General features: G+C 61.1%; 29 protein-coding genes and 1 tRNA gene. 16 read left to right on the top strand and 14 right to left on the bottom strand.

Translation table 11 applies throughout. The features are described 5' to 3' along the window. Nucleotides 1-70: 70 nt before the first annotated feature. The 4 genes from ACE4RL_RS11390 to ugpB all read right to left on the bottom strand — a co-directional run bounded on the left by ACE4RL_RS11390 (nt 71) and on the right by ugpB (nt 4,273). Entirely contained in the window at nt 71-1,114 is a 1,044-nt protein-coding gene (locus tag ACE4RL_RS11390; protein ID WP_375597253.1) for a sn-glycerol-3-phosphate import ATP-binding protein UgpC, read from the bottom strand. Between the two features lie 5 nt (nt 1,115-1,119). Continuing rightward, entirely contained in the window at nt 1,120-1,962 is an 843-nt protein-coding gene (gene ugpE, locus ACE4RL_RS11385) for a sn-glycerol-3-phosphate ABC transporter permease UgpE (RefSeq protein ID WP_375597252.1), read from the bottom strand. A gap of 12 nt (nt 1,963-1,974) precedes the next feature. Continuing rightward, a complete protein-coding gene (gene ugpA, locus ACE4RL_RS11380; RefSeq protein ID WP_375597251.1) occupies nt 1,975-2,859 on the bottom strand; it encodes a sn-glycerol-3-phosphate ABC transporter permease UgpA in 885 nt (294 codons plus the stop codon). Between the two features lie 94 nt (nt 2,860-2,953). Continuing rightward, the gene (gene ugpB, locus ACE4RL_RS11375) at nt 2,954-4,273 is read right to left on the bottom strand and encodes a sn-glycerol-3-phosphate ABC transporter substrate-binding protein UgpB (RefSeq protein ID WP_375597250.1); all 1,320 of its coding nucleotides are present in this window, start codon (nt 4,271-4,273) and stop codon (nt 2,954-2,956) included. Between the two features lie 579 nt (nt 4,274-4,852). Between ugpB and ACE4RL_RS11370 the strand changes: the two genes are divergently transcribed. After that, a complete protein-coding gene (locus tag ACE4RL_RS11370; protein ID WP_375597249.1) occupies nt 4,853-5,272 on the top strand; it encodes a hypothetical protein in 420 nt (139 codons plus the stop codon). Continuing rightward, nucleotides 5,265-5,564 carry a DUF6958 family protein gene (locus tag ACE4RL_RS11365; RefSeq protein ID WP_375597248.1) on the top strand — a complete coding sequence of 100 codons (300 nt, stop codon included), beginning with the start codon at nt 5,265-5,267 and terminating at the stop codon, nt 5,562-5,564. The genes ACE4RL_RS11370 and ACE4RL_RS11365 overlap by 8 nt, the downstream gene beginning before the upstream one ends. Nucleotides 5,565-5,626: 62 nt before the next feature. On the opposite strand, the gene ACE4RL_RS11360 is transcribed toward ACE4RL_RS11365, so the two are convergent. Then, nucleotides 5,627-5,711, bottom strand: a tRNA-Leu gene (locus ACE4RL_RS11360). A 142-nt stretch (nt 5,712-5,853) separates the two neighbouring features. Next, a complete protein-coding gene (locus ACE4RL_RS11355) occupies nt 5,854-6,087 on the bottom strand; it encodes a FliM/FliN family flagellar motor switch protein (protein ID WP_338723917.1) in 234 nt (77 codons plus the stop codon). A 76-nt stretch (nt 6,088-6,163) separates the two neighbouring features. Here ACE4RL_RS11355 and lipB point away from each other — a divergent pair, with 76 nt between their 5' ends. Both lipB and ACE4RL_RS11345 read left to right on the top strand, forming a co-directional pair. Further along, nucleotides 6,164-6,913, top strand: a complete 750-nt coding sequence (lipB, locus tag ACE4RL_RS11350) for a lipoyl(octanoyl) transferase LipB (RefSeq protein ID WP_375597247.1) — start codon at nt 6,164-6,166, stop codon at nt 6,911-6,913. Nucleotides 6,914-6,930: 17 nt separating this feature from the next. Continuing rightward, entirely contained in the window at nt 6,931-7,458 is a 528-nt protein-coding gene (locus ACE4RL_RS11345; protein ID WP_375597246.1) for a DUF4282 domain-containing protein, read from the top strand. Between the two features lie 70 nt (nt 7,459-7,528). Here the strand turns inward: ACE4RL_RS11345 and ACE4RL_RS11340 are convergent, their stop codons facing one another. Beyond that, nucleotides 7,529-7,906 carry a DoxX family protein gene (locus ACE4RL_RS11340; protein ID WP_375597245.1) on the bottom strand — a complete coding sequence of 126 codons (378 nt, stop codon included), beginning with the start codon at nt 7,904-7,906 and terminating at the stop codon, nt 7,529-7,531. A gap of 243 nt (nt 7,907-8,149) precedes the next feature. Between ACE4RL_RS11340 and rimO the strand changes: the two genes are divergently transcribed. Together rimO and ACE4RL_RS11330 are read left to right on the top strand one after the other, a co-directional pair. Continuing rightward, entirely contained in the window at nt 8,150-9,475 is a 1,326-nt protein-coding gene (rimO, locus tag ACE4RL_RS11335; RefSeq protein WP_375597244.1) for a 30S ribosomal protein S12 methylthiotransferase RimO, read from the top strand. A gap of 83 nt (nt 9,476-9,558) precedes the next feature. Then, a complete protein-coding gene (locus ACE4RL_RS11330) occupies nt 9,559-9,774 on the top strand; it encodes a DUF6894 family protein (protein WP_375597243.1) in 216 nt (71 codons plus the stop codon). 13 nt (nt 9,775-9,787) lie between these two features. On the opposite strand, the gene ACE4RL_RS11325 is transcribed toward ACE4RL_RS11330, so the two are convergent. After that, on the bottom strand, nt 9,788-10,702 hold the full coding sequence (locus ACE4RL_RS11325; protein WP_375597242.1) for a phosphotriesterase: 915 nt from the start codon (nt 10,700-10,702) through the stop codon (nt 9,788-9,790). Between the two features lie 129 nt (nt 10,703-10,831). Between ACE4RL_RS11325 and ACE4RL_RS11320 the strand changes: the two genes are divergently transcribed. The 8 genes from ACE4RL_RS11320 (at nt 10,832) to folK (ending at nt 17,903) form a co-directional block, all read left to right on the top strand. Further along, entirely contained in the window at nt 10,832-12,601 is a 1,770-nt protein-coding gene (locus ACE4RL_RS11320; protein ID WP_375597241.1) for an SLC13 family permease, read from the top strand. 301 nt (nt 12,602-12,902) lie between these two features. Next, on the top strand, nt 12,903-13,154 hold the full coding sequence (locus ACE4RL_RS11315) for a GlsB/YeaQ/YmgE family stress response membrane protein (protein WP_183312475.1): 252 nt from the start codon (nt 12,903-12,905) through the stop codon (nt 13,152-13,154). Nucleotides 13,155-13,357: 203 nt separating this feature from the next. After that, on the top strand, nt 13,358-14,356 hold the full coding sequence (locus ACE4RL_RS11310) for a sulfate ABC transporter substrate-binding protein (protein WP_375597240.1): 999 nt from the start codon (nt 13,358-13,360) through the stop codon (nt 14,354-14,356). A gap of 65 nt (nt 14,357-14,421) precedes the next feature. Then, a complete protein-coding gene (cysT, locus tag ACE4RL_RS11305) occupies nt 14,422-15,258 on the top strand; it encodes a sulfate ABC transporter permease subunit CysT (protein ID WP_375597239.1) in 837 nt (278 codons plus the stop codon). A 2-nt stretch (nt 15,259-15,260) separates the two neighbouring features. Then, nucleotides 15,261-16,064 carry a sulfate ABC transporter permease subunit CysW gene (gene cysW, locus ACE4RL_RS11300; protein WP_375597238.1) on the top strand — a complete coding sequence of 268 codons (804 nt, stop codon included), beginning with the start codon at nt 15,261-15,263 and terminating at the stop codon, nt 16,062-16,064. Nucleotides 16,065-16,223: 159 nt separating this feature from the next. Next, complete coding sequence (gene folP, locus ACE4RL_RS11295) at nt 16,224-17,075, top strand: dihydropteroate synthase (RefSeq protein ID WP_375597237.1); 852 nt, start codon at nt 16,224-16,226, stop codon at nt 17,073-17,075. Between the two features lie 10 nt (nt 17,076-17,085). After that, nucleotides 17,086-17,469 (top strand): dihydroneopterin aldolase, encoded by a 384-nt coding sequence (gene folB / locus ACE4RL_RS11290; protein WP_375597236.1) that lies wholly within the window; start codon nt 17,086-17,088, stop codon nt 17,467-17,469. Continuing rightward, complete coding sequence (gene folK, locus ACE4RL_RS11285; protein ID WP_375597235.1) at nt 17,469-17,903, top strand: 2-amino-4-hydroxy-6-hydroxymethyldihydropteridine diphosphokinase; 435 nt, start codon at nt 17,469-17,471, stop codon at nt 17,901-17,903. The genes folB and folK overlap by 1 nt, the downstream gene beginning before the upstream one ends. Here the strand turns inward: folK and ACE4RL_RS11280 are convergent. The 6 genes from ACE4RL_RS11280 to ACE4RL_RS11255 are packed head-to-tail and all read right to left on the bottom strand — an operon-like array spanning nt 17,900 to nt 23,476. Further along, entirely contained in the window at nt 17,900-18,676 is a 777-nt protein-coding gene (locus ACE4RL_RS11280; RefSeq protein WP_375597234.1) for an ATP12 family chaperone protein, read from the bottom strand. The two genes, folK and ACE4RL_RS11280, sit on opposite strands and share 4 nt — an antisense overlap. Nucleotide 18,677: 1 nt before the next feature. Beyond that, the gene (locus ACE4RL_RS11275; RefSeq protein ID WP_375597233.1) at nt 18,678-19,343 is read right to left on the bottom strand and encodes an HAD-IA family hydrolase; all 666 of its coding nucleotides are present in this window, start codon (nt 19,341-19,343) and stop codon (nt 18,678-18,680) included. Continuing rightward, nucleotides 19,340-20,329, bottom strand: coding sequence for an RluA family pseudouridine synthase (locus ACE4RL_RS11270; RefSeq protein ID WP_375597232.1), 990 nt, complete (start codon nt 20,327-20,329; stop codon nt 19,340-19,342). The genes ACE4RL_RS11275 and ACE4RL_RS11270 overlap by 4 nt, the downstream gene beginning before the upstream one ends. After that, on the bottom strand, nt 20,326-20,709 hold the full coding sequence (gene crcB, locus ACE4RL_RS11265) for a fluoride efflux transporter CrcB (protein ID WP_375597231.1): 384 nt from the start codon (nt 20,707-20,709) through the stop codon (nt 20,326-20,328). Before crcB ends, ACE4RL_RS11270 begins: the two co-directional genes overlap by 4 nt. Before the next feature lie 3 nt (nt 20,710-20,712). Next, nucleotides 20,713-22,035, bottom strand: coding sequence for a replication-associated recombination protein A (locus ACE4RL_RS11260; protein WP_375597230.1), 1,323 nt, complete (start codon nt 22,033-22,035; stop codon nt 20,713-20,715). Between the two features lie 34 nt (nt 22,036-22,069). Beyond that, nucleotides 22,070-23,476 carry a Do family serine endopeptidase gene (locus tag ACE4RL_RS11255; RefSeq protein WP_375600269.1) on the bottom strand — a complete coding sequence of 469 codons (1,407 nt, stop codon included), beginning with the start codon at nt 23,474-23,476 and terminating at the stop codon, nt 22,070-22,072. A 264-nt stretch (nt 23,477-23,740) separates the two neighbouring features. On the opposite strand from ACE4RL_RS11255, the gene ACE4RL_RS11250 reads away from it, so the two are divergent. Both ACE4RL_RS11250 and ACE4RL_RS11245 read left to right on the top strand, forming a co-directional pair. Further along, the gene (locus ACE4RL_RS11250; protein WP_375597229.1) at nt 23,741-24,922 is read left to right on the top strand and encodes a hypothetical protein; all 1,182 of its coding nucleotides are present in this window, start codon (nt 23,741-23,743) and stop codon (nt 24,920-24,922) included. Between the two features lie 69 nt (nt 24,923-24,991). After that, nucleotides 24,992-25,537 carry an AAA family ATPase gene (locus ACE4RL_RS11245; protein WP_375597228.1) on the top strand — a complete coding sequence of 182 codons (546 nt, stop codon included), beginning with the start codon at nt 24,992-24,994 and terminating at the stop codon, nt 25,535-25,537. Nucleotides 25,538-25,593 lie beyond the last annotated feature (56 nt).

Below are 25,593 nucleotides of genomic sequence, written 5' to 3'. Positions count from 1 at the left end.
AAAAAGACGAAACCGCCCCTGGCTGCTACCAGGGGCGGCTTGAGAAACGTCCCGAGCTGGACGCCAGTAGTCAGTCCACCCGCAGACCGCTTTCCTTGTTGAATCCATGCAGCGCTGCCAGCGGCAGCACGAAGTCGACCTTGTCGGCTTCCCCGACAGTGGCGCGGCCCTGCTGCACCAGGATCAGACTCTGATCGAGGCCCTCGACGCGGACATAGAGATGGCTTTCGCCACCCACCGGTTCGATCAGCTCGACCGTGCCGGAAAGCGCAACGCCCTCCCCGGACCCGACAACCACCTGGTCGGGACGAATGCCGACTATATCCGTGCCCGTCGGCAGGCTGGGCATGGTCCCGCCTGCAATCGCCTGCAGCGCCGCAATGGGCAGCAGGTTCATCGGCGGCGAGCCGATGAAACCGGCCACGAACAGGCTGGCTGGCTTGTCGTAAAGCTCGATCGGCTTGCCGACCTGCTCGATGCGCCCGCCATTCATTACCACCAGCCGGTCAGCCAGGGTCATGGCTTCGAGCTGGTCATGGGTCACGTAAACGCTGGTGGTCTTGAGGCTCCGCTGCAGACGGCGGATTTCGATGCGCATCTGACCACGCAGCTTGGCATCGAGATTGGATAGCGGTTCATCGAACAGGAACGCCTTGGGCTGGCGCACAATCGCCCGGCCCATGGCCACGCGCTGGCGCTGGCCACCCGAAAGCTGGCGCGGCTTGCGATCCAGGAATGGCGTGATTTCCAGGATCCGGGCCGCCTCATTGACGCGGCGATCGATCTCGTCGCGCGGCGTGCCCCGGTTTTTCAGGCCATATTCGAGGTTTTGGCGAACGCTCATATGCGGATAGAGCGCATAGTTCTGGAACACCATGGCGATGTCCCGCTCGGCGGGCTCTTTCTTGTTCACCACATCGCCGCCGATGGAAATTGTGCCATCGGTAATCGTTTCGAGCCCGGCAATCATGCGCAGCAGCGTGGACTTGCCACAGCCCGACGGCCCCACCAGCACCACCAATTCCCCATCGGCGATGGAGAGATCCAGTGCGTGGATGGCGGTGACATTGCCCTGATAGACCTTGCGGACGCCTTTGAGATCGATGCTTGCCATTGTTCTTATTTCTCCGTTTCCACCAGGCCTTTGACGAAGAGGCGCTGCATGAAGATAACAATCAGGACCGGCGGCAGCATGGCCATGACCACGGCCGCCATGATGGTGTTCCACTGCGGATCGGCGTCGGACACCGCGGCCATGCGTTTCACGCCCATCATCAGTGTGTAGTATTTCGGATCCGTGGTCACCAGGAGGGGCCAGAGATACTGCATCCAACCATAGATGAAGAGGATGACGCAGAGCGCGGCGATATTGGTGCGGCTCAGGGGCAGAAGGATATCGCGGAAGAACTTGATTGGTCCGGCGCCATCGACGCGCGCGGCTTCCATCAACTCATCCGGAATGGTCATGAAGAACTGGCGGAACAGGAACGTCGCCGTCGCCGAGGCGATCAGCGGAATGGTCAACCCGAGATAGGAGTTGAGCATGCCAAGATTGGCGACCACCGCAAAAGTCGGAATGATGCGCACCTCAACGGGCAGCATGAGAGTGATGAAGATCATCCAGAAGGCCAGCACCCGCAGGGGAAAGCGGAAATACACAATGGCATAGGCCGAGATGATGGAAATGGCGATCTTGCCCACCGTGATGATGATCGCCATCCACAAAGAGTTCCAGGCCATCAGCCAGAATGGCGCGACGCCGCGGCGCTGCTCAGTCAGCACCTGTACGACGTTGTTCCACAACTCCGCACCGGGCAGCAGTGGCATCATGCCCGACGATAGGGCCGTCGGCCCATGGGTCGAGGCAATAAGCGCAATATAGACCGGGAACACCACGATCACGACGCCGCAAATCAGCACGAAATGGGTCAGGAAAGTCAGCCAGGGACGATTTTCGACCATTGACCCGGCCTCCTAATACTGGACCCGGCGTTCCACGTAGCGGAACTGGATCACGGTGAGCACGATGACAAAGAGCATGAGGATGACGGACTGAGCGGAGCTGGATCCAAGGTTCAGCCCGATATAGCCGTCGGTATAGACCTTGTAGACCAGCGTATTGGTGGCCTGGTTCGGTCCCCCGGCGGTCGTGGCGTCGATCACGCCGAAGGTATCGAACATGGTGTAGTTGAGATTGACGATCATCAGGAAGAAGGTGGTCGGCGAGAGCAGTGGAAAGACGATGGTCCAGAATCGCTTGAACGGCCCGGCCCCGTCGATGGCCGCCGCCTCGTTGAGCGATTGCGGCACCGATTGCAGCCCCGCGAGAAAGAACAGGAAATTGTAGGAAATCTGCTTCCAGCTCGCCGCGATGATGATCAGGATCATCGCGTGCGCGCCATTGAGCTGGTGGTCCCAGCGCAACCCGAAGAACTCCAGCATATAGGGCAGGATGCCGGTGGAGGAATTGAAGATGAACCACCACAAGATGCCAGCCACCACCGGAGACACCGCATAGGGCCAGAGCAGCATGGTCGAATAGGTCGTTCCCGCCCGGATCAGCCGGTTCACCGCAACGGCCAGCACCAGCGCCAGCCCCATGGAGATGAGCGTCACCGCCAGCGCGAACAGCGCCGTACGCCCTACCGATGCCAGATAGGCCGGCTCGTGGAACAGGCGCAGATAGTGCTGCAGCCCCACAAAGCTGGTCGAAAGACCGAAGGGGTCTTCCCGCTCAAAGGAGGATTTGACGGCCTGTCCGGCCGGCCAGATGAAGAAGATGATCGTGATGATCAATTGCGGCGCCACCAGGAGGTAGGGTAGGCCCTGCGAGGGAAAGACTGTGCGTTTGGTATCCATCGACCCGATCCGCGGAAGCAGCGCATAAGGCTGCCTCGAAAAGACGAATGGGCGGGGCAGACCAGCCGCCACCGCCCGATGGTGTCAGTCAGCCTTACTGATTGGCAGCCTGGAAGTCGCGGAGCATCTGGTTGCCACGGCTGACCAGCTCATCGAGCGCCTGCTGGGCGGTCTTGTCGCCAGTCAGGAGAGCCTGGAATTCCTGGTCGATGATGTCACGGATCTGGACATAATTACCGAAGCGCAGGCCCTTGGAGTTTTCGGTCGGGCCATTGAGGGTCATCTGCTTGATGGCCACGTCCGAACCCGGATTGGCTTCGTAATAGCCCTGTTCCTGGCTAAGCTCGTAGGCAGCCTGGGTGATCGGCAGATAGCCCGAGAACTGGTGCCAATCGGCTTGCACTTCAGCCGACGAGAGATAGGAGAAGAAGTCGGCAACGCCCTTGTACTGGGCTTCATCGGCACCCTGCAGGACCCACAGGGTCGCGCCGCCGATGATCGAGTTCTGCGGCTCGACTTCTTCATAATGCGGCAGCATGCCGAAGCCGACTTCAAAGCCTTCGGCATTGGCCAGAACGCCAGCACGCGAGGCAGAGGAATTCATGTAGATGGCGCATTCGCCGGTGTAGAACTTTGCCGGAGCATCGGCAGCGCCACCGGGGCCACCATAGGAGAACACACCCTCATCCTGCCAGGTCTTGAGGTTGTCCCAGTGCTTGACCTGCAGCGGGCCATTGACGACGAATTCGCTATCCAGGCCACCAAAGCCGTTCTCGAGCGTGCCGATCGGCTGGTTGTGCCATGCCGAAAAGTTCTCCAGCTGTGCCCAGGAGATCCAGCCCGAGGTGAAGCCGCACTCGGCAGCGCCCGCTTCCATGATCTGGCGCGAGAAGGCTTCGAGTTCTTCCCAGGTCTTGGGCGGCGTTTCAGGATCGAGGCCAGCGGCTTCGAACACGTCCTTGTTGTAGTACATGATCGGGGTGGAGGAGTTGAACGGCATCGAAAGCATGTTGCCTTCGGTGTCGGTGTAGTAACCCACGACGGTCGGCAGAAAAGCGCTCGGGTCGAAGTCGGCGCCCATATCGGCCATAAGCTGATAGACGGGGTAAACGGCGCCCTGGGCGGCCATCATGGTACCGGTGCCCACTTCAAAGACCTGCACGATTTCGGGCTGCTCGCCGGCGCGGAAGGCAGCGATGGCAGCAGTCATGGTCTCGGCATAGGTGCCCTTGTAGACCGGGGTCACGACATAGTCGGACTGGCTGGCATTGTAGCCGGCCACGATTTCTTCGAGCTTCTCACCCAGTTCGCCACCCATGGCGTGCCACCAGGTCACCTCGGTCTGCGCAAAAGCAACGGAGGTTGAAAGCATCAGCGAAAGAGCCGCAAGGCCCACGCGGTTGAAAGTCTTCATGGTTGTCTCCCAATGGGCCGGCACAGCCCCTCAAAGGCTGCCCGGCTCCAGCCAGACCTGTAATGTGTGTGAGCACCGGCCTGGACGTTCGAAACCATACGAAACAATCCGAAAAGCCCGGCGCACAGGCCTGCCGCCCTCGGGCGCCGACCTGCCCGCCCCGTCTATTGAGCTTGCTTGACGTTCACTTGAAGCTTTGATGACGCTTAAATGACGGTTCAGTTCGCTAGATCGAAAGTTCGTTTGAACGTGCGATCGCCTTCTGGCGCGCAGGGCATTTTCACCTCGTCACCGTGTCGAAACGACAGGCGCCCTGTCGTCGTCACTGGAGCAACACGTGAAAATTCGTACACGAGAGTTCTGCACAATGTTGCGACAACCCCAGTTGGGGGCCGATGGTCTGGTTCAATAGGACCGCATTGGGTCCGGACCGAGCATGACGCAAAGGAAAAACTTGGAATGCCTAAAACGACCACAACGCTGAGCTGCGCCTGCGGCCAGTTTCACCTTGAGGTGCTTGGAGAACCGTTCAGCGCATCGGAATGTCATTGCAAGTCTTGCCGCACCGCCACGCAGCGATTGTCAATTCTACCCCCCGCCTTCCCCATCGCGGCTGACAATGGGGGCATACCCTATGCTCTCTATCGCAAGGACCGTATCCGGCTTCCCGACGGCACCGCCGGGCTCGCTGAATTTCGCCTTAGCGATACGGCACCCACGCGGCGCGTGCTCACCACTTGCTGCAACACACCGATCTTTCTTGAGTTTGAAGGCGGTCACTGGGTAAGCCTTTTTACCGGCCTATGGCCGGAAAACCAGCGCCCTGAACCCCGTATTCGCACGCAAACCGGCGATGTCCCGGACGGCGTGACGCTCGATGATTCCCTACCCGCCGGAACCATGACAACGGCAGGCTTCTACGCCAAACTACTTGGGGAATGGATCGCCATGGGCTTCAAGACACCCAAATTTGAGATCAAGGAGCGGATCAATGCCTGACGCGGACGACAAGATCACCATCGGCAACGTCAATCACCCCGACCACAGCGAACGCGTGGACCGCGCCAAATATATGGCCATGCACGAGGCATTGATGGCCATCCTGCCCACCGAACCGCCGGGCCTGACCGTGGCCGAGGCCAAAGAAGCGCTGCTGCCACACCTTTCCCAGGAACTCTTCCCCGGTGGAGACAAATCCGGCTGGTGGCTCAAGGCCGTACACCTGGATCTGGAATCAAAGAAGGTCATCGCCCGCGCCAAGGGCAGCCCGGTGAGGCTACATAAGCTTTGAGGGCAAGAAACGCTTAGGGCCAGTTTATCGTTCTCAAAAACGATAAACTGGCCCTAGGTGACTGGTGCGGTCGAGAAGACTCGAACTTCCACGCCTTGCGGCACAGCGACCTCAACGCTGCGCGTCTACCAATTCCGCCACGACCGCACAGTGTGGTAGAAGCTTTGGCGCCTGCGGCCCCGAAGCGAGTGGGGGTGTAGCAAAGCTGTTGCATTCCCACAAGCGGATAATCGGAGATTTTCGCGTCCCTGTGCAAAGGCGATCAACGCCCCGCTCGGATGCTCAGACCTCAACCGAAGCGCAACACCTTTTCAGTGACGAACACTCTGAGGTGCCCCTCCTCCACATTCACCTCGCCCTTGGCGATCAAGGTGCTATTGGCATAGATGCGCAGAGGGTCGTGCTCGGTCGCGTCCAGTTCGATCACCGCACCGCGGCCCATGCGCAGCATATGGTGGATCGGCATGGTGGTCGCGCCCAGCTCGACCGTGATATCGACTTCAATATTGTCCAGGGTGTTCATAGATAAGGTGCAGTCCCGGGTCCGGCGCAGGCGCGCCACGGATTCGTTTGTCCCCGAGGGTCGGCCAGAGCTGGTTATGGAAGTCTTAACAAAAGTGAATGAAGCGTGCCAATTCGGCCCAAAATTGCAGCGCAACGACGCAAACCCCGTCGATTGGCGCATCTTCGACCAGCCCGTGGACTATCCAGCAGCTCTTGCCATGATGGATGAACGGGTGGCGGCGATTGCCGCCGGCGAAGAGCGCGAAGCGGTCTGGCTGCTCGAGCACCCCCCTCTATATACCTCTGGCACCTCGGCCCGGCCCGAGGATCTGCTCAACCCGCGCTTCCCCGTCTATCCGGCTGGGCGCGGCGGACAATTTACCTATCACGGCCCTGGCCAGCGCGTGGCCTATGTCATGCTGGACCTGACGCGGCGCGGACGAGATATACGCTGTCTCGTACAGGGCCTGGAGCAATGGGTCATCGATACTCTGGCGGCACACAATATCGCCGGCGAGAGGCGCGAGGGCCGCGTCGGAGTCTGGGTCCCGCGCCCGGAAAAGGGCCATGCGCGCGAGGACAAGATCGCTGCCATCGGGGTGCGAGTGCGCAAATGGGTCACCTTCCACGGCATTTCGCTCAATATCGCGCCCGATCTCTCCCACTATGACGGTATTGTGCCTTGTGGCATCACCGATCAGGGCGTGACCTCATTCGAGGATCTTGGGCTGCTGGTGTCCATGGCCGAGGTCGATTCGGTGCTGCGCGCTCGCTTTGAAGCGATTTTTGGGCCCACCAGCCTTGCCATCGACGCGCCGTCCGACCAATTTGCCAATCAGACGTAGGATTCGAGGAGCCCGATATGACGCTGGACGACCTGAAACGCCTCCTGACGCGCCAAACCCTGTTCCGGCTCGATGCCATCCTCTCACCCAGGCTGGTACCCATCTTCTATGCGCTGGGTCTCGCGGCCATCCTGCTCTGGGCCATCAGCCACTTCTTCTTCCGCTTCGGCACTAGTTTTGGTGACGGCCTCTGGGGCCTGCTTGAGATTGCCGTGTTCGGCCTGCTCTCGCTGGTCGGGCTGCGTATCGGCTGCGAGGCACTGCTGGTCTGGTTCAAAAGCCAGGAGGCCACTGGTGATACCGTGCAGCGTTCGCGTTTCTCGGCCTCCCTGCTCGATGAGGTGCGCGACGCCATACGTGACCTTGCCGAGGAGGGCGACGAGCGCGACCTCTCCGAGGCCGACGAATTCATCACGCCAGCCACCGAAACGGTGCCCCAGACCCAGCCAGTTGATGAGGCCACCCGTGAGCCCGCCACCAAGCCCGGCGAGACCCACAAGCCCCGCCGCACCGCCAAGCGCACCCCGCCCAAATCGGTGACCTGAATTGAAAAGGCCGCTCACTGGAGCGGCCTTTGTGTTTCTCGCAGTCAGTACGCTGGCCGGCGGCAGGGTCTTACTTCTCGTTGACCGCCCAGCGGCCCGGGCCGGCAAACACCAGGAACAGGAACACAAAGCAGAACAGAATGGCCGCATCGCCACCGTTATTGGTGGGGAAGAAATTGGCCGGCGCATGCGCCATCCAATAGGCAACGGCCATGGTGCCCGAGGCGATGAAGGCCGCCGGACGGGTAAACAGGCCGACACCGATCAGAATGCCGGTGACGATTTCGATCACGCCGGCAAACCAGAAAATCGAGAACATCGGCGGCGCAAATTCGGCGGCCGGGAAGCCCATCAGCTTCTGGGTGCCATGGGCGAGGAACAGCAGTGCGGCAACGATGCGCAGCACGGACAGGGCCTGCGGCGCGTATGCGGAGAGACGGTCGGTCATAAGAGAATTCCTTCTTGCTGCGCCAAAAGGCGCTGGACAGACCTTTGACCTAGCCCGTGGCCGGATCAGGCAGAACCCGGCAATCAGCGCACGCGCTGTTCACCCAACCTAAACAGTAACGTTCGCGTGTTCGCTGTTTCCTGCAACGCAGACAAGCCCGTGTTGCCGGTCAGTCACATTGCGTAACCGCCCAACATTCTGTATGACGCGCCATCCTATCCAGCACCGGACAATGTGACGCGCATGACTCAGGCGCCCAAAATCGGGCTCGTCAGCCTCGGCTGCCCCAAGGCTCTCGTAGACAGCGAGCGCATAATGACCACCCTGCGCGCGCAGGGCTACTCCTTCAGCCGCGATTATGCCGGGGCCGATGTCGTGCTGGTCAACACCTGCGGCTTCCTCGACAGTGCCAAGCAGGAGAGCCTTGAGGCCATTGGCGAAGCGCTCAATGAAAACGGCAAGGTCATCGTTACCGGTTGCCTCGGCGTCGAGGAGAATCTGATCCGCGAGACGCATCCTTCGGTCCTCGCCATCACGGGCCCGCATCAATATGAAAGCGTGGTTTCGGCGGTGCATGATCACCTGCCGCCCGTGCCGAACAAATTCGTCGACCTGGTTCCCGAGAGCGGGCTCAAGCTCACTCCGCGGCACTACGCCTATCTCAAGATTTCCGAAGGCTGCAACAACCGTTGCTCCTTCTGCATCATTCCCCAGATTCGCGGTGACCTGGCCTCGCGCCCGGCAGCCGGTATCCTCTCGGAAGCCGAGGGGCTCATTCGTTCAGGCGTCAAGGAGTTGCTGGTCATCTCGCAGGACACCAGCGCCTACGGCCTCGACATCAAATATGCGACGTCGAAATATCGGGGCCGCGAGGTCAAGGCCAAGTTCTACGACCTGGCCAAGGAACTGGGCGAACTGGGCGCCTGGGTGCGCCTGCACTATGTCTATCCCTACCCCCATGTCGATCCGGTCATGGAACTGATGGCGGAAGGCCTCGTCCTGCCCTATCTCGACATTCCCTTCCAGCACGCTTCCCCGAACGTCTTGAAGGCCATGCGCCGTCCCGCGCATCAGGAAAAGACGCTCAACCGCATCCTCGACTGGAAGCGCCAGGTTCCCGACCTCACCGTGCGCTCAAACTTCATCGTCGGTTTCCCCGGCGAGACCGAGGAAGATTTCGAAATGCTGCTCGATTTCATCGAGGAGGCCGAAATCGACCGGGCCGGCTGCTTCAAATATGAGCCCGTCACCGGCGCCACCGCCAACGAACTCGACGGCGTCGTGCCCGACGAGGTCAAGGAAGAGCGCTTTGCCCAGTTGATGGAAGTGGCGCAGAACGTTTCCTTCGGTCAGTTGCAGAAGAAGGTCGGCCGTACCATCGACGTCATCGTTGACGACGTCCGCCCCGAGCAGAACCGCGTCATCGCCCGTTCCAAATGGGACGCGCCCGAGATCGATGGTCAGGTCATTGTCGACCAGGCAGACGGCATAAAGATCGGGGACATCGTCTCGGTCACCGTCACCGACAACGACGAGTACGATCTCTTCGCGGTGCCAGCCCCTGTCTGAGGGCGACGGCCAGACATTCGTGATCGGCCCATAAGGATCGCTCCGGCCTCCATGCGCGTTCATGCGCAAAATGGAGGCCGAAAATGGAACGCTACTTCTTCAACCACCGGGACCGATCGGGCCAGTTGCAGTTAGACATTGATGGCATGCTGCTCCCATCGCTCCACAGCGCGCTCGATGAAGCCAGCTTTGCCGCCCGCAACGCCTTGTCTCTGTCCGACACACCCACGCAGGGCTGTTTCGAAATAGAAGACGGTGCGCGCCGTCTGGTGGCCAGGCTCCCCTATGCTGTGAAGTGAAGGGCGAAAGCGTTTAGCGCGCAAATGCGGTGAATGGATTATCCTGGGTCAGTTGCGCAATGGTGGTGTCCGTGACACCCGCCTCGCGCAGGGCCGGTAGAAAATGCTCGACCAGATGGGTATAGGGTTGCGGCGTGCCGCCGCCCGGCTTTGCCGGGTCATACCAGCCCCGATCGTGGCTGAGCAGTAGCCGCTCCCCCTGCCCAACCTGAAGTGCGCGCGTTACGAGCGCGACCACATCGGCGTCCGGCGCTCGCCCGATATGGTCGAATTCCAGCCAGGCCCCGCGCGCAAACACCTCCCGGTGCAGGCCGAAATCCTTTTCCTCCTGCGTATGGATCGACAGGAAGCGGTTGGCCGACCCACCCTCAGCCTCGATGATGTCGAGCTGGTCGAGCACCACGCGGCCCTTGATCGTATGTGAGCCGATCAGCGCACCGGTCTGTGCCGAAGCCCGCGCAGCGGCCCGCAATATCTTGGTCTCCAGCGGCGTGATGCCGTCATCGCCCGCACTCACCTTGATCCAGGCGGCAATGACGCCGGTGTCGTCCACGCCTTCGCTCAGGTGCCCCACCATCCAGCGCTCGAGCTCTAATTCGCTGGCAGCCGCCACCCAGTCGGGGATCCAGGGTTCGCGATAGTTGCCCGTCGCCACCACGATGGGAAAATCGGTCGCTCGCGATACCGCCAGGTCCAGGTCTACCCGCAAGCCCACGCCGCCGGTCGAGCATTCGATCAGCGCCGTCACACCCTGCGCCTTGATCGCTTCGATCTGCGGCGCCATCAGCGCCACGACATCGGCCGCATCGGCCTGGGCATAGCCGGGCTGGTCCGGCGTCCGCAGGTCCACGAAAACATGTTCATGCGGCAGGATCAGCCCGAGCTGATCCCGTTGCATCGGTCCCAACGTAGTGTGCAATTGCGCCATTGATGTCTCCCCCCTCCTTTCTTTCCCACAGCCCCCTCGCGGGAACAATGCCCCTTGGTCTATATAGACCTCCGTGTGCGACTTTTGTGGCGCCTCCTGCGTTATGTACGTCCTCAACTGGAGCAGCCGATGACGATCCCGCAAATGCTCGCCTTTCTGATCATTGCGGGCATAATGGTCGCCTTCATCATGGGCCGGTGGCGCTACGACCTGGTGGCAGTCTGTGCCCTGCTGGCGGGGATTTTGGTCGGCGTTGTGCCGTTCGAATACGCGTTTGTCGGCTTTTCCAATGACATCGTCATCATTGTCGGTAGTGCATTGGTGGTCAGCGCCGCCGTCGCCCGCTCCGGCATCATGGAAATCCTGATCCGGCGCTATGTGCCGCGCATGAGCAGCCCGCGGGTGCAATTGATCGTGCTGGTCACCATCGTCACCGTGCTTTCCGCCTTCGTGAAGAATATTGGCGCCCTGGCCATCATGATGCCCATTGCCTTCCAGTTTGCACGGCGCTCCAGCGTCTCGCCCTCCATGTTCCTCATGCCCATGGCCTTCGGCTCGTTGCTGGGCGGGCTGATGACGCAGATCGGCACTTCGCCCAACATCATCGTCTCCGGCGTGCGCCAGGAATTGACCGGCACGGCCTTCACCATGTTCGACTTCACCCCCGTGGGCGCCATCCTGGCCGTGGTGGGCATCGTCTTCCTGGCCCTGTTCTACTGGCTGCTGCCCGAGCGTCGCCGCGAGGAGAGCGGCATGGACAAGGCCATCGAGATCAAGAACTACACCACCGAAGCCCATGTGCTGCCCGACAGCTCGGCCATCGGCAAAACGGTGGGCGATCTGCAGTCGGCCGCCGATGGCGCCGCCATGGTCACCGGCATTGTCAGCGCCTCGGGGCGTCGCCGCACGCCCTTGCCCGACGCAACCTTGAAAGCCGGCGATATCCTGCTGATCGAAGGCGACCCCGAAGCCCTCGACAAGATGGTCAGCCAAACCGGCCTCAGTTTTGCCGAACGGCGCGGCGGCGCCCAGCGTGACAGCGGCAATATCGGCGTCATCGAGGCGATCATCGGCGAAAGCTCGGCACTGATCGGCGCCAGCGCCCGCGAACTGACCCTCTTTGACCGCACCGGCCTCAATCTCATTGCCATTTCGAGGCGCGATCAGCGCTTCACCAAGCGCCTCGGAGAAATCCGCTTTCAGAATGGCGACGTGATCCTGCTCCAGGGCCATCTCAAGCGCATTCCCGAACTGCTGCGAGAATGGGACATTCTGCCCCTGGTCGAACGCGGCCTGCGGCTCGGCAGCGTACGCAACGGCCTTGTGCCCCTGGCGATTCTGCTCGTGGCCATGGCCGCCACCGCCTTCGGCGTCGTCCCTGTGGCCCCGGCCTTCTTTGCCGCAGCGGGTCTCATGATTCTCACCGGCGCCCTCCCCCTGCGCGACGTCTATAACCAGATCGACGGACCCATTCTGGTTATGCTGGCCTGCCTGATCCCGGTGTCGGAAAGCCTGCAACTGACCGGCGGCACCGATCTGGTCGCCGCTCTGCTGACTGCAACCGCCGTTACCCTGCCCGGCTGGGGCGCATTGGCGCTCATCATGATCGCCGCCATGGCCGTCACACCCTTCCTCAACAATGCCGCCACCGTGCTGGTCATGGCCCCCATCGCAGCCGCTTTCGCCACTGGTCTCGGCTACAGCCCGGAGGCGTTCCTGATGGCCGTCGCCATCGGCGCCGGCTGCGACTTCCTCACCCCCATTGGCCACCAGTGCAACACCCTGGTCATGGCCCCAGGCGGCTACCGCTTCGGCGACTACTGGCGCCTGGGTCTGCCGCTATCCTTCCTTGTGGTGTTGGTCGGCGTACCGGCGCTGATGATTGTGTGGCCCTTCTGAACGTTCCGCGCAGCAGACAAATCTCTCCAGTGGAGAGATTGAGCGAGGAGGCCACGAGACCTATGGTCGAGTGGCGCACTCTGACTGCTCCGCGCTGCGGACAAGTCTCTCCAGCGGAGAGACTTGAAGGAAGAAGGCCACGATGCATTTAACTCGGCGGCCAGCCTGACCTGCCATTGGCTTGGGTTATACGTCCATCGAACTCTGGCGCACTCGTGCTATCCCACCGAACCCTTCTTGCCTTTTTCGTCCACTGTGCCACGTTTCTGGCGTACGCAGACTCACTGCGAGGAGGAAGCAAATGGGTTTTGACGGAGTAGGTTGGATCGCTGCCATCATCATTGGTGGCCTTGCCGGATGGCTCGCCAGCCGGTTCATGAACGCCGGCGGAGGCGTGTTAAAAAACGTCATTCTCGGCATTGTAGGCGCCATATTGGCCAGCCTGGTCTTTGGGCTGCTCGGCATCTCGTTTGGTGGCTGGATTGGCTATCTGATCGCTGGGTTCATTGGCGCTTGCATCATCATCCTGATCGGACGCGCCGTGGCTAAATGAGCACATGTGCCGGCCCCACCCGGGCCGGCACTTCTTGTCGGGAACGAAATGTCACCGAATGGCGGGCCCGCGCAACGTCTTTGCCGACGACCCGCACTGGCGCGAATTACTCATCCGAAGCAAGCATTTAGCGCTTTACCAGATCGCATCACCCGGCGCATCACCGTGGCCAACTCGACCAGACCAATGGAATTTGCGTCACGATGCACAAGCTCTTTGCTACCGCCTTTGCGGCCCTCGGCCTGACCGCTTCACCGGTCCTGGCCCAACCCACGGACCTTCTCAACGCTTCCTATGACATCGCCCGTGAGATCTTCGAGGAAGAGAATGCCGCCTTCGTCCCGGCCTACGAGGCCGCCCATGGCGTGACCGTCACCATAAACCAGTCCCACGCCGGCACCTCGACACAGGCCCGCGCCATTCTCGAAGGCCTGCCGGCCGACGTCGTCACCTTCAACCAGGTCACCGATATCGAAAAGCTCGTCGAAGGCGGTTTCGTCTCCGACGACTGGCAGAGCGAATTCCCAAACAACGCCTCGCCCTTCTATTCCCTGCCCGCCTTTCTGGTCCGCGCAGGCAACCCCAAGAACATTGCCGACTGGAGCGATCTGGCCCGCGACGACGTCTCGGTGATTTTCCCCAACCCCAAGACCTCGGGCAATGCGCGCTACACCTATCTGGCTGCTCGCGCCTGGGCCAATGAGGAATTCGGTGGCGACCAGGACAAGGTTGCCGAATATCTGACCAAGGTCTTCCTCAACGTTCCGGTCTTCGAGACTGGCGGCCGCGGCGCCACCACCGCCTTCGCCGAGCGCGGTCTGGGCGATGTGCTCATCACCTTCGAAGCCGAAGTCCTGAGCGCGGTGAACCTGCTTGGCGCCGACAAATATGAGGCCGTGGTGCCCTCCGTCAGCCTGCTGGCCGAGTTCCCCGTCGCCATCGTCGACAAGGTCGTCGACAACCGCGGCAGCCGCGACCTGGCTCAGGCCTATCTCGATTTCCTCTATTCCGAAGAAGGTCAGCGCATTGCGGCCGGTCGCAACCACCGCGTCAACAACGAAGCCGTCGCCGCCGAATTCGCCGACCGTTTCCCCGATGTGCGCCTGGTCAATGTCGACGATGAATTCGGTGGCTGGGCCAAGGTTTCCGAAGAACACTTCGCCGAAGGCGGCTTGCTCGACCAGGTCTTCGTGAATCAGTGACATCTATCTGATTGTAGGCTCGGGCGACGCGGCATGACCGCGTCGCCTGCAGTTTGGAGAGACCCATGGCCCGCAAGAACAGCAAGCACCTGCTCCCCGGCTTCGGCCTGACCATGGGCATCTCGCTCTTCTACATCACGCTGGTCATCCTCCTGCCTATCGCGGCCATGCTGCTCAAGGTGGCCGGCATGGGCCTGCCCGAATTCTGGCGCATCATCTCCTCGCGCCGCGCTATTGCCGCCTATCAGATCACCTTCTCCTCGGCCTTCTACGCCACCATCCTCAATGGTACCGTGGGCCTGCTCTTGGCCTGGGTGTTGACCCGCTACCGTTTCCCCGGCCGCCGCATATTGGACGCCTTGGTCGACCTGCCCTTTGCCCTGCCCACCGCCGTCGCAGGCTTGGTTCTGGTGACGCTGTTTGCTGATACCGGCTGGTATGGTCAGTTCCTCGAACCCAATGGGTTCAAGGTCAACTACACCCAGCTCGGCATTGTGCTGGCCATGGCCTTCACCTCGATCCCCTTTGTCGTCCGCGCCGTTCAGCCCGTGCTCGAAGAGGTCGATGAAAGCCTTGAAGCCGCTGCGGAGTCGCTGGGCGCCAATCGCTGGCAGGTCTTCACACGCATTATTTGGCCCACCATCCTCCCCGCCTTTGCTGGCGGCTGCGTGCTGTCCTTTGCCCGCTCACTGGGCGAATTCGGCGCTGTCGTTTTCATCGCAGGCAACATCCCCGGCGTCACCGAGATCGTCTCCCTGCTCATCTATATCCGGCTGGATGAATACAACTACGAGGCCGCTGCCGCCCTGGCTTTCGTCCTCCTCCTCGTCGCCTTCCTCACCCTGGTCGCCACCAATGCCCTCTCGGCCTGGCAGACCCGCTATGTGGAGCGGAGCGCGTGACGATGGCCAAACGCTCCCCCGGCGAGATCACCCTGATCGCAGCGGCCTTCCTGCTCGCCGCCTTCGTTCTCGTCGTGCCGCTCGCCCTGATTTTTTCCTTCGCCCTGCGCGAAGGCTTGGCGGTCTATGTCGCAAACATTGTCGAACCTAATACGCTGCACGCCATCTGGCTCACAGTGATGACGGCCCTGATCGTGGTGCCGGTCAATATCGTCGTCGGAGCCGCCCTGGCCTGGCTGGTTACGCGCTTCCGCTTTCACGGACGGCAGCTGCTGATTTCCATTGTCGAACTCCCCGCATCGATGAGCCCGATTGTTGCCGGTGTCGTCTATCTCTTCCTCTATGGCGGTCAGGGCCTGCTGGGCCCCTTCCTCCAGGCCAACGGCTGGCAGGTGATGTTCACGCCTCTTGCCATCGTTTTGGTCAGCCTGTTCGTAACCGCTCCCTTCGCCGCCCGCGAGCTCATTCCCCTGATGAGCCAGCAGGGCACCGAGGACGAGGAAGCCGCCCTCTCGCTTGGCGCCAATGGCTGGCAGATGTTCTGGCACGTCACTTTGCCCAATATCTCTTGGGCCTTGGTCTATGGCGCGGTCCTCACCAATGCCCGCGTCATGGGCGAGTTCGGGGCAGTCTCCGTCGTATCGGGCGCCATCCGGGGCCAGACCAACACCCTGCCCTTGCAGATCAATCTGCTGTTCAACGACTTCAACGTCACCGGCGCCTTTGCAGCCGCCTCGACCCTGACCCTGATCGCCGTGGTGACGCTCATCCTCAAATCGGTGCTGGAATCTCGAAGGCACGGCTGAGCGCCGATCACCTCGCATCCGCGCTGGTCACCCTCGGGCTTGACCCGAGAGCTCTATACTTCCTAATGGCAAGGCAAGAACAAACCCCTCGGGTCAAGCCCGAGGGTGACGGCCTGGGGGATGTCTGGGTCCCAACTGCCGGACTACTCGGAGCCCCCAATGCACACCAAACACACCATAAACCTAGCGCACCGCCCGGCGCTGCAGCTGGGCCAGCACGCGCTGGTGATGGGCATTCTCAATGTTACGCCGGACAGCTTTTCCGATGGCGGCACCCATAACGCCATCGACGCAGCCCTTGCCCATGCCCGCCTGATGCTCGCCGAAGGGGCCGACATCATCGACATCGGCGGCGAAAGCACACGACCTGGCGCGGAGCCAGTGGGCACGCAGCAAGAGCTGGACCGCGTGATGCCCGTGATTGACGCTATCCGCGCCGCCGGGATCACAGTGCCCATCTCCATCGACACCATGAAGCCGCTGGTCGCTCACCAGGCGCTGGAAGCGGGTGCCGACATCATCAACGACGTCAACGGCCTGCAAGGCCCGCCGGAAATGGCCGAAATCGCGGCAGTCATGGAGGCCCCAGTCATCGCCATGCACTGGGACCGCAATTGGACGGCCGACACCGACCCGCTGCCAGCCATGATGAGCTATTTCAGATCGACGCTAGACATCGCAAGCAGGGCGGGCATCGCCCCGCAGACCGTTATTCTCGATCCCGGTTTCGGCTTCACCAAAACGCTGAACCAGAACTACAGCATCCTGCGCCAGATCAATGAACTGACTCATGAATTTCCCACCAACGCCTTGCTCGTCGGCACCTCGCGAAAGTCCATGATCGGCAAATTGCTCGACAATCTGCCAGGCGAACGCCTAGCGGGCACCATCGCCACCACCGTCCAGGGCTATGAGCGCGGCGGCCACATCTTTCGCGTCCACGACGTCGCTCCCAACCGCGACGCGCTTCGCGTGGCAGAGGCGACGTTGTATGGTCCGCCACAGAACTGAGGATCAATTAATGATCACACCCTTCACCGGCGACCGCATCGTTCTCAACGATCTGGGCTTCTACGGCTATCATGGCCTGTTCAATGAGGAAGAAAGGCTTGGTCAGCGCTTCTTCATCGATCTGCAATGCGGCGTCGACCTCTCCGCTCCCGGCAGCACCGACGAAATCGGCCACACCGTGTCCTATGCTGACATCTACGATGTGGTGAAGGCGACCTTTGAAGCGAAACGCACCAAGCTCATAGAAGCCTTGGCGCAGAATATCTGCGCGGCCCTGTTCGAGGCGTTCAGTGACATCAATTGGGTGATCGTGCGGGTGCGGAAGCCCGAAGCCCCAATCGCCATGGTCCGGGGTGAAGCAGCGATCGAGCTGCACCGGGTGAGATCGGACTGATGCCCACGGCCTGGCTTTCCCTCGGCGCCAATATCGGGGACCCTGCGGAGCAATTGTCCGAGGCCATTCGCCGCCTGGATAAGCACGCAAATATCCGCGTCACTGCGCAATCGCGCGTCATCCGCACCAAGGCCTGGGGCAAGACCGACCAACCGGACTTCGCCAATATGGCTGCCGCGGTTGAAACCGATCTGCTGCCGATTGATCTTTTACATGCCTGTCTTGATATCGAACGCGACATGGGCCGCGTGCGCCATGAGGTATGGGGCCCGCGCCTGATAGACGTCGACCTCATTGCCTATGACCGGGTTGAGATGGACACCACCAAGCTCATTCTGCCCCATCGCTTCGCCCATGAACGCGATTTCGTGCTGGACCCATTGCGCGAGATATCGCCCGAAACAGCCGACTGGATTATCCAGCGCCAGGATTAACGCAGAGCGTCAACGACCCGGACCGCTGTGTCGAACTCGACCCGTCTCCTGGCGCGACGTTCCATGGCTTCTTCGTCTTCGCCCCAGAGCCTGATCTGGTGATCCTCATCAACGTGAGCCGCGTGCCAGACCGAGTCGGCATCCATCAGCTGATGCAATAGGGCCAGGGCCAAAAGGCCCGATCCGGTTATGCCGGTAATCGACACAAGTGCTGTCAGGCTAAGCAAGCCCTGTCCCTCGAGCGCGGCATCGAGCTTCTCAAGCGTCGCCGTCGGCTGGGATTGATGGATGATACCAATTGTCGGTTGGAAGGCGACGTCGAACTTGCGCGCCAATTTGACTAATGCACCGTCCCAGACCCGCTCCTGCTCTTCCACCAGCTCCTGTGGTGCATCGGCCCTGTACAGCAACAAATCACTTGCGGTGAATTTGCCAATCTCCGCACGAAAGGCCGGGATCATTTCCTCCCCGCTCTCGATGGCCGAGTTGATCAGCCGCGTCATCGGCATGGTGGCCGGATCAATGCGCTCGCCCTGCGCCGCCCATTCTTCTGCCTTGAGCTGAGCCAGGTCGAGCACTGGCAAGACGATCGGGATCTTCTTGCCCGGGGTCCGAACAGGACGGCCGTCCAACGTGACCGAGTAGCCCTCTTCACTGCGGGCGACATCCACGGACTTATAGAATCGCTTGGGCAGTTCCACCTTGTTCAGGTGCTGCGCCCGCCCATACCCATCATCCTGGTGCCGAAGCGCTTCTTCGAGCTGGTCTCGCATTTCAGTTCTCCAGAATGCTGTCTATCGCCGCGGGAAGGTCCTCATAGCCTTCGACCAGCATATCGGCCCCGGCGCTGCGCAGTTCAACTGCGTCATGATAGCCCCACGTCACCCCGATGGCCCTGGCCCCGGCGGCCTTGCCCATTTCCATGTCAAACGTCGTATCGCCAACAATTACAGCGCGATGCTTTTCCGCACCGGTTTCGGCCATGGCCTGCAGCATCATGCCCGGATGGGGCTTAGAGGGATTGTTGTCCGGGGTCTGCAAAGTCACGAAATGGTGGGCGATGTTATGCAATTGCGTCAGACGGTGCACCCCGTGCAATCCCTTGCCTGTCGCAATGCCCATGACCATCTCGGGCCGCGCTCCGAGAATCTCCAGGGCCTCACGTGCCCCAGGAAACAGACCTTCGCGTCCTTCAGCGGCCACAAGAGAGCCGCGATAATGCGCGCGATAGCGTTCCGACAATTGCTCGGCGAGGTCGTGGTCGTCCCGGCCCAGCAATTGCAGCATGGCCATGGGCAGGGACAGCCCAATGATGCGGCGCACTGCGCTTGGCGAAGGTACGTCCAAACCGGCCTCGGCAAAAGTTGTCGCCATGTGTTCGACAATCAACGCCTGGGTATCGATCAGCGTGCCGTCCATGTCGAACATGATCAGCTTCACGCCGCTGTCTCCGGATCGGTATTTTGTGCATCATAGCGGTCCGGATCGAAGCCCAGTGCCTCAAAGCTCTGCCGCATATGCGGCGGCAGGGGTGCGGAAATGTCGATCTTCTTGCCATTGCGCAGCGGCAGCACGATGCGACGGGCATGCAGATGCAAGCCCTCGCCAAGGCCCGGCGCCGGCATCCAGTTCTCGATATTGAAGTAGCGTGGGTCGTCAATGATCGGCGTGCCGAGTTGGGCCATATGGACGCGCAACTGATGTGTGCGGCCAGTCACCGGCTTCAGCGTGACCCAGGCAAAGCGTCGGCTTGCCGTGTCGGTGGTGGAATAATAACTCGACGAATGAACGGCGCCTGGCGCGCCATTGCGGACCACCACCATCTGCTCGCCATCGGTCGTGGCCTGCTTGGCAAGAAAGCAGGAAATCTCCCCCTGACGGGGCGTTGGATTGCCGGCAACTACGGCCCAATAGATCTTGCGGGCCGAGCGCGAGCGGAACACCGAACCGAAATGCTTGGCGGCCGCTGCCGTCTTGGCCACAACCAGACAGCCGGACGTGTCCCGATCGAGGCGATGCACCAGCCGAGGGGCCTCGCCGGCCTTGTTAGGCAGGTTCTTGAGCAACCCATCCATGTGCCGGATCGTGCCGCTGCCACCCTGGACAGCCAACCCATGCGGCTTGTTGAAGACATAAAGGTCGTCGTCTTCGTACAGGATCAGGTCCTTGAGGAAGCGCACGTCCTCGAGGTTCACCTTGAACGGGCGGACCGTATCGGGGTCGTCGACCGGCGGGATGCGCACGATCTGCCCTTCCGTAACGCGGGTGCTGGTCTGCACCTTGGCCTTATCGACACGCACTTCGCCATTGCGAATAAGCTTTTGCAGGCGCGCGAAACCCACCTGGGGGAAATGCCGCGCAAACCAGCGGTCGAGGCGCATGCCATCGTCGTCTGCCGTCACTTCTCTATGCTGTACGCCGCTCATGCCATGCCGCCTCTCGTCATCAGGAGCCCGAGATATAGGCCCGCGAGACAAACCACAACCGACAAGCCGATATAGAGTATCGCCTGCGCCAGTGCGCCGCGCTCGATGAGGTAGATGGTATCGAGCGAAAAGGAAGAAAAGGTGGTGAAGCCACCCAGCACGCCAATGGCCGCAAAAATCCGTATCTCATTGGACATAGCCGGCGTCGTCCGGGCAAGGACCCCGATCAGGATGCCCATCAGGCAGGAGCCCAAGACGTTGGCGAGAAGCGTCGCCAGTGGAAAGCTGTTGGTCCAAAACCGTCCGACCAGGATCGACAGGCCATAACGCGACATGGCGCCAACCGCACCGCCCGCCCCCACGAGCAAGAATGCCTGCATGGTCTAGTCCTCTGTGTCCGAGCCCTTTTTCGCTGCCCGCAAGCGGCTGAAATAGTCCATCCGCTTGCGTAGATCGCGCTCAAAGCCCCGCTCTACCGGATGATAGAAGTCCTGTCGCCCGATCTTTTCGGGAAAGTACTCCTGCCCCGAAAAGGCCTCGGGCGTATCGTGATCATAGATATAGCCATCGCCATAGCCCTGCCCCTTCATCATTTTGGTGGGGGCGTTGAGAATAACTTTTGGCGGCATAGGTGAGCCGGTTGATTTCGCAACGGAAACCGCCGCCTTGTAGGCCGTGTAGACGGCGTTCGACTTGGGCGCGAGCGCCAGATAGACCACGACCTGCGCCAGCGACAACTCCCCCTCGGGCGAGCCCAGCATCTGATAGGCATCGCGAGCCGCAACTGCCAAAGTGAGCGCCTGCGGGTCGGCGAGGCCGATATCTTCCGACGCCATCCGGATCAGACGCCGCGCCAGAAACAGCGGATCCTCGCCTGCATCGAGCATGCGGGTAAAGTAGTAAAGCGCTGCATCCGGGTCGGACCCTCGGATCGTCTTGTGCAGCGCCGAAATGAGGTTGTAGTGCCCGTCCTGCGCCTTGTCATAAATCGGGGCACGGCGTTGCACCACCGCAAGCAGGCTCGTCGGATCGAGCGTTTCGTCCGGCGCGGCTGAAGCCAGTATCTCTTCCACCAGGCCCAAAAGGGCCCGGCCATCGCCATCCGCCAGCCCGAGAAGCGTCGCGCGGGCTTCGTCCGTTAGTGGAAGACTTGCGCCCAAAAGACTCTCGGCACGCTGCAAGAGGCTTTCGAGGTCTTCCTGCCCCAATGACTCGAACCGCAAGACCTGGCTGCGGGACAGCAGAGCTGCATTGAGCTCGAATGAGGGATTTTCCGTCGTTGCCCCCACCAGAACGACGGTTCCGTCTTCCATCACCGGAAGGAAGCTATCCTGCTGGGCACGGTTGAAGCGGTGAATTTCGTCGACGAACAGTAACGTGCGGTGGCCGGAGAGGCGTTCGAACCGCGCTTTTTCGAAAACCTTCTTAAGATCCGCCACGCCCGAGAAGATCGCCGAGATTTGTTCGAAACGGTAGCCGATCTGATCGGCAAGCAGCCGCGCCACCGTGGTCTTTCCGGTGCCCGGCGGTCCCCACAGGATCAGCGAGCCCAGCCGGCCCGAGGCCAGCATGCGCCGCAGCGTGCCCCCCTCGCCAAGAAGGTGCGTTTGGCCGATCACCTCGTCGAGGCTGCGAGGACGCAACTGATCGGCTAGCGGACGGGCCTTGTCGGTTTCTGATGGGTCTGCGGAGAAGAGGTCGGACATGCCCTTTCCCTAGCAGACAAGAATGCGCCGTGCATCACCCAGAAACGATCGCCCGGCTTACCCGCCCCTCGCGCTGCAAAATGATCTGCCAGGTGCGGACCCTCTGCGACGCGATCTGCGCAAACGTCGCCGCATCCACCAATTCGATGTCATTGAGGGCCAGTATGACGTCATTAATCCGCAGGCCCATGGCTTCTGCAGGCGAACCCGGCTCGATTGCGGTGATCAGGACCCCGGTCGCGTCGTAGGGCAGCCCCTGCTGTTCGGCCAGGGCCGGGTCAAGTTGCCGGACGCTGACACCGGAGAAGCGAGAATTGGCGGAGATGGTTGCAAGCGCCGTCTCGGCGGGCTCTGGTGCAGCCTCAACCAGAAAAGGCACGGTCTCGGTCGATCCCGCCCGTAATCGCTCTAGCTGAGCCCTATCGCCCAGTGGCCGGGTCGCCAGGCGGAAATTGAAAGCGCTGGGGTCATCCACTCGCAGACCATCGACCGAAAGGATGACGTCGCCGGAAACAAACCCGGCGCGTTCGGCCGGACCACCCGGAGCCACCTCGGTAATCATGGCCCCATGCGGCGCGGCCATACCAAGGCTTGCAGCGATATCCGCGGTCACTGCCTGCATCTTTGCGCCAAACCATGGACGCACAATTTCGCCACCAGTGACGCCCGCCTCTGCGACAAGCCGCGCCATATTGGCGGGAATGGCAAAGCCGATGCCCACCGAGCCGCCGGTCTGGGAATAGATCGCCGTATTGATGCCAACCAGGCGGCCCTGCATGTCGACAAGGGCCCCTCCCGAATTTCCCGGATTGATGGCGGCGTCGGTCTGGATAAAGAACTCGTAGTCGGTTGCTTCCACGCCGGTCCGCGCCAGTGCTGACACGATCCCGCTGGTCACCGTCTGCCCAACGCCAAAGGGATTGCCGATGGCCAGGACCAGATCGCCGACCAACAGCGCGTCGCTGTCGGCAAAGCCGATCGCCGGAAATGAAACGCCCCCAGCGTCTCGCACCCGGAGCACGGCGAGGTCCGTCTGCTCGTCCTCTATCGCAATGTCCACATTGAACTCGCGACCATCACTGAGCGCAATGCGCACATCGGTAGCGCCTTCGATCACATGGCGATTGGTCAGAATGACCCCAGCGGCATCCACGATGACCCCTGAACCGAGAGACCGGGACTCGCGTGGGCGGCTCTGGAAATACTGGTCACCGAAGAAGCGGGAAAAGAACGGATCATCGGCGAAGGGTGAAGCGGCGCGCTGCTCGATCCGGGTGGCATAGACATTGACGACAGAAGGCGAAACGGCCTGAACGATGGGCGCAAAACTCAGCGAGATTTGTGCATCGCTTTGTGGGATGGCACGTTGCACCTGAGGAGTATTCGCAACCGAAGCCTCCGCCAGAGTTGGCGATGCGCCGCTCCAGGGCGCGAGCGCCAGCGTGCCTGCGCCTGCAAGGACCAACAGGGCAACACATGAAAAAACCAACGAACGCAGAGACATGGCCAATCCTTCGGAATCAGTTTGTGAGCCGAACCACAGGCTGTGGGCAAGCGGAGCCAAACGCTCCGAATCTGTCACGAAAATGACGCCTCGACATTGTTGGTTTAAGGACCAAATAAACATTTGCGCCTGCGGTCACACGGCCCTATATGCAGCGCTCAATTTTCCCCTCACTTCCAGCCCCGAAAGGCCTGTTGTCCAATGACCGACGAGCCGAAGACCATCTATGCCAACACCTCGGCATTGATTGCCGCTGAATCTCCCGACTTTCCCTCCTTCTTGTTCTCGGAGAAGGAGTTCCACCGGGCGATCAAGGTGTTCAAGAAGGGTTTCGACGGGCTGCTGACCTATGCGGTCAAGTGCAATCCCTCGCCACATATCATTGCCCAGTTGCATGCGGAGGGGCTCAAGGCGTTCGACGTCGCCTCCAACACCGAAATGGAACTGGTGCGCGATTACGCACCCGGCGCGGTGATGCACTACAACAACCCGATCAAGAACAAGCGTGAGATCGAGCGGGCCTACGACGAGTTCGGCGTGCGCTCCTTCACCATTGACCACCCCCAGCAGCTCGACCAACTCGCCTCAGTCGTGTCGCCCAGCCGCGATGTTGAAGTGACCACGCGATTCAAGGCCGGCAAGGCGCTCAAGTCCTATGACTTCGGCATCAAGTTCGGAGTCATGGAGCAGGCTGCGGCTGAGATCGTCACCGCCGTCGAGAAGATGGGCTATACGCCCAGCCTCTGTTTCCACGTGGGCAGCCAGTGCGAAGATGCCTATGCCTATGAGCGCCATATCGCGGCAGCCGCACGGATCGTCGATGAGGCTGGCATAGAGCTCAAGCGCCTCAATATTGGTGGCGGCTACCCGGCTCCCTACCCGACCAGCGAAGCCCCGCCAATGGACCATTATTTCGAGACCATTGCCAAGGCCGTCGCCGAACACTTCCCCAACAAGGCGCCCGAGCTCATCATCGAACCGGGCCGCGCGCTGGTGACCTCCTCGACCTCCCTGCTGCTGCGCGTAAAGCATCAGCGCGGCGGCCAGGCCGTCTATGTCAATGACGGTGCCTATGGCGCACTGATGGAAGTCAAGTTCATGCACTTCACCCCGCCGGTGCGCGTCTGGCGCGGGCCGCGACTGCATGACAACAATGGCGAATTCTCCGAGTTCACTATGTGGGGCCCCACTTGCGACAGCTACGATGTGCTGCCTCAGGTCTTCACACTCCCTGCCGATATTGATGAGGACGACTGGATCGAGTTCGGGCTGATGGGCGCCTATACCCAGGCCTCCCTGACCCCATTCAACGGCTTCGACCGCCGCGATCAGTACTGGGTGGAAAGCATCTATACCGGCAAGGATATGGCGCCCGCCGAATAGACCAACCTGCGACGTGATTTCGCCGCCCCGGTACGCCGGGGCGGCTTTTTCGTCTCTGGGGGACAGACCATGCATGAATTCATGCCGATTGAGGATCTTGGTCGCCGCATTATGGTGCTGGGCCTCACCAATTCAGGCAAGTCAACGCTCGCAGTAGCACTGGGAGAAAGGCTCGGCATACCCGCTATCCACCTCGACCAGCTCCGACACTGGCCCAACACGGACTGGGAGCCACGCTCGGACGCAGAGTTTGCCGAACTGCACAACGCGGTCGTTCAGGGTGAGGAATGGGTAATCGACGGATCCTATTCGATGGTCATGCATGAGCGTCTTGACCGCGCAAGCGGCATAATCGTGCTTAGCGATAGCCTCGCCATCCGCTACCGACGCTATTTCGTCCGAACCCTCCTCCAGAAGAACCGTGCAGGCGGTCTCGAAGGTGGACGTGACTCCATCAAATGGGAAATGCTCCACTGGCTCTGGAAGACCCGGCACTCAATCGGCAAATACCAGAAGGTCGCCGCAGAATCCGGCCTTCCCTACCTATTTATTCCAGACCAGACAAAGCTCCAGGCCCTCTATGCGGCTTGGAGTTTAACACGAACGCCGGTTTGACCGCCTTCAGATCAACAGAGCCCGCCTACCCCGGCGACTTCTGGCGCTCAACAGAA

Origin of the sequence: Devosia polycyclovorans, assembly GCF_042181575.1 — a bacterium.
In the GTDB taxonomy this organism is placed as follows: domain Bacteria; phylum Pseudomonadota; class Alphaproteobacteria; order Rhizobiales; family Devosiaceae; genus Devosia; species Devosia polycyclovorans.
This window is presented reverse-complemented; position numbering and strand designations above follow the sequence as displayed.

What these genes read in the sequence shown, in the direction of transcription:
- crcB (WP_375597231.1), bottom strand. Translation starts at nt 20,709, where the DNA reads ATGCAGGCATTCTTGCTCGTGGGGGCGGGCGGTGCGGTTGGCGCCATG.
- ACE4RL_RS11390 (WP_375597253.1), bottom strand. Translation starts at nt 1,114, where the DNA reads ATGGCAAGCATCGATCTCAAAGGCGTCCGCAAGGTCTATCAGGGCAAT.
- ugpA (WP_375597251.1), bottom strand. Translation starts at nt 2,859, where the DNA reads ATGGATACCAAACGCACAGTCTTTCCCTCGCAGGGCCTACCCTACCTC.
- ACE4RL_RS11310 (WP_375597240.1), top strand. Translation starts at nt 13,358, where the DNA reads ATGCACAAGCTCTTTGCTACCGCCTTTGCGGCCCTCGGCCTGACCGCT.
- cysT (WP_375597239.1), top strand. Translation starts at nt 14,422, where the DNA reads ATGGCCCGCAAGAACAGCAAGCACCTGCTCCCCGGCTTCGGCCTGACC.
- ACE4RL_RS11260 (WP_375597230.1), bottom strand. Translation starts at nt 22,035, where the DNA reads ATGTCCGACCTCTTCTCCGCAGACCCATCAGAAACCGACAAGGCCCGT.
- ACE4RL_RS11315 (WP_183312475.1), top strand. Translation starts at nt 12,903, where the DNA reads ATGGGTTTTGACGGAGTAGGTTGGATCGCTGCCATCATCATTGGTGGC.
- ACE4RL_RS11345 (WP_375597246.1), top strand. Translation starts at nt 6,931, where the DNA reads ATGACGCTGGACGACCTGAAACGCCTCCTGACGCGCCAAACCCTGTTC.
- ACE4RL_RS11325 (WP_375597242.1), bottom strand. Translation starts at nt 10,702, where the DNA reads ATGGCGCAATTGCACACTACGTTGGGACCGATGCAACGGGATCAGCTC.
- rimO (WP_375597244.1), top strand. Translation starts at nt 8,150, where the DNA reads ATGACTCAGGCGCCCAAAATCGGGCTCGTCAGCCTCGGCTGCCCCAAG.
- ACE4RL_RS11250 (WP_375597229.1), top strand. Translation starts at nt 23,741, where the DNA reads ATGACCGACGAGCCGAAGACCATCTATGCCAACACCTCGGCATTGATT.
- folB (WP_375597236.1), top strand. Translation starts at nt 17,086, where the DNA reads ATGATCACACCCTTCACCGGCGACCGCATCGTTCTCAACGATCTGGGC.
- ACE4RL_RS11245 (WP_375597228.1), top strand. Translation starts at nt 24,992, where the DNA reads ATGCATGAATTCATGCCGATTGAGGATCTTGGTCGCCGCATTATGGTG.
- ACE4RL_RS11340 (WP_375597245.1), bottom strand. Translation starts at nt 7,906, where the DNA reads ATGACCGACCGTCTCTCCGCATACGCGCCGCAGGCCCTGTCCGTGCTG.
- ugpE (WP_375597252.1), bottom strand. Translation starts at nt 1,962, where the DNA reads ATGGTCGAAAATCGTCCCTGGCTGACTTTCCTGACCCATTTCGTGCTG.
- cysW (WP_375597238.1), top strand. Translation starts at nt 15,261, where the DNA reads ATGGCCAAACGCTCCCCCGGCGAGATCACCCTGATCGCAGCGGCCTTC.
- lipB (WP_375597247.1), top strand. Translation starts at nt 6,164, where the DNA reads ATGGAAGTCTTAACAAAAGTGAATGAAGCGTGCCAATTCGGCCCAAAA.
- ugpB (WP_375597250.1), bottom strand. Translation starts at nt 4,273, where the DNA reads ATGAAGACTTTCAACCGCGTGGGCCTTGCGGCTCTTTCGCTGATGCTT.
- folP (WP_375597237.1), top strand. Translation starts at nt 16,224, where the DNA reads ATGCACACCAAACACACCATAAACCTAGCGCACCGCCCGGCGCTGCAG.
- ACE4RL_RS11365 (WP_375597248.1), top strand. Translation starts at nt 5,265, where the DNA reads ATGCCTGACGCGGACGACAAGATCACCATCGGCAACGTCAATCACCCC.
- ACE4RL_RS11330 (WP_375597243.1), top strand. Translation starts at nt 9,559, where the DNA reads ATGGAACGCTACTTCTTCAACCACCGGGACCGATCGGGCCAGTTGCAG.
- ACE4RL_RS11270 (WP_375597232.1), bottom strand. Translation starts at nt 20,329, where the DNA reads ATGAGCGGCGTACAGCATAGAGAAGTGACGGCAGACGACGATGGCATG.
- folK (WP_375597235.1), top strand. Translation starts at nt 17,469, where the DNA reads ATGCCCACGGCCTGGCTTTCCCTCGGCGCCAATATCGGGGACCCTGCG.
- ACE4RL_RS11355 (WP_338723917.1), bottom strand. Translation starts at nt 6,087, where the DNA reads ATGAACACCCTGGACAATATTGAAGTCGATATCACGGTCGAGCTGGGC.
- ACE4RL_RS11280 (WP_375597234.1), bottom strand. Translation starts at nt 18,676, where the DNA reads ATGCGAGACCAGCTCGAAGAAGCGCTTCGGCACCAGGATGATGGGTAT.
- ACE4RL_RS11320 (WP_375597241.1), top strand. Translation starts at nt 10,832, where the DNA reads ATGACGATCCCGCAAATGCTCGCCTTTCTGATCATTGCGGGCATAATG.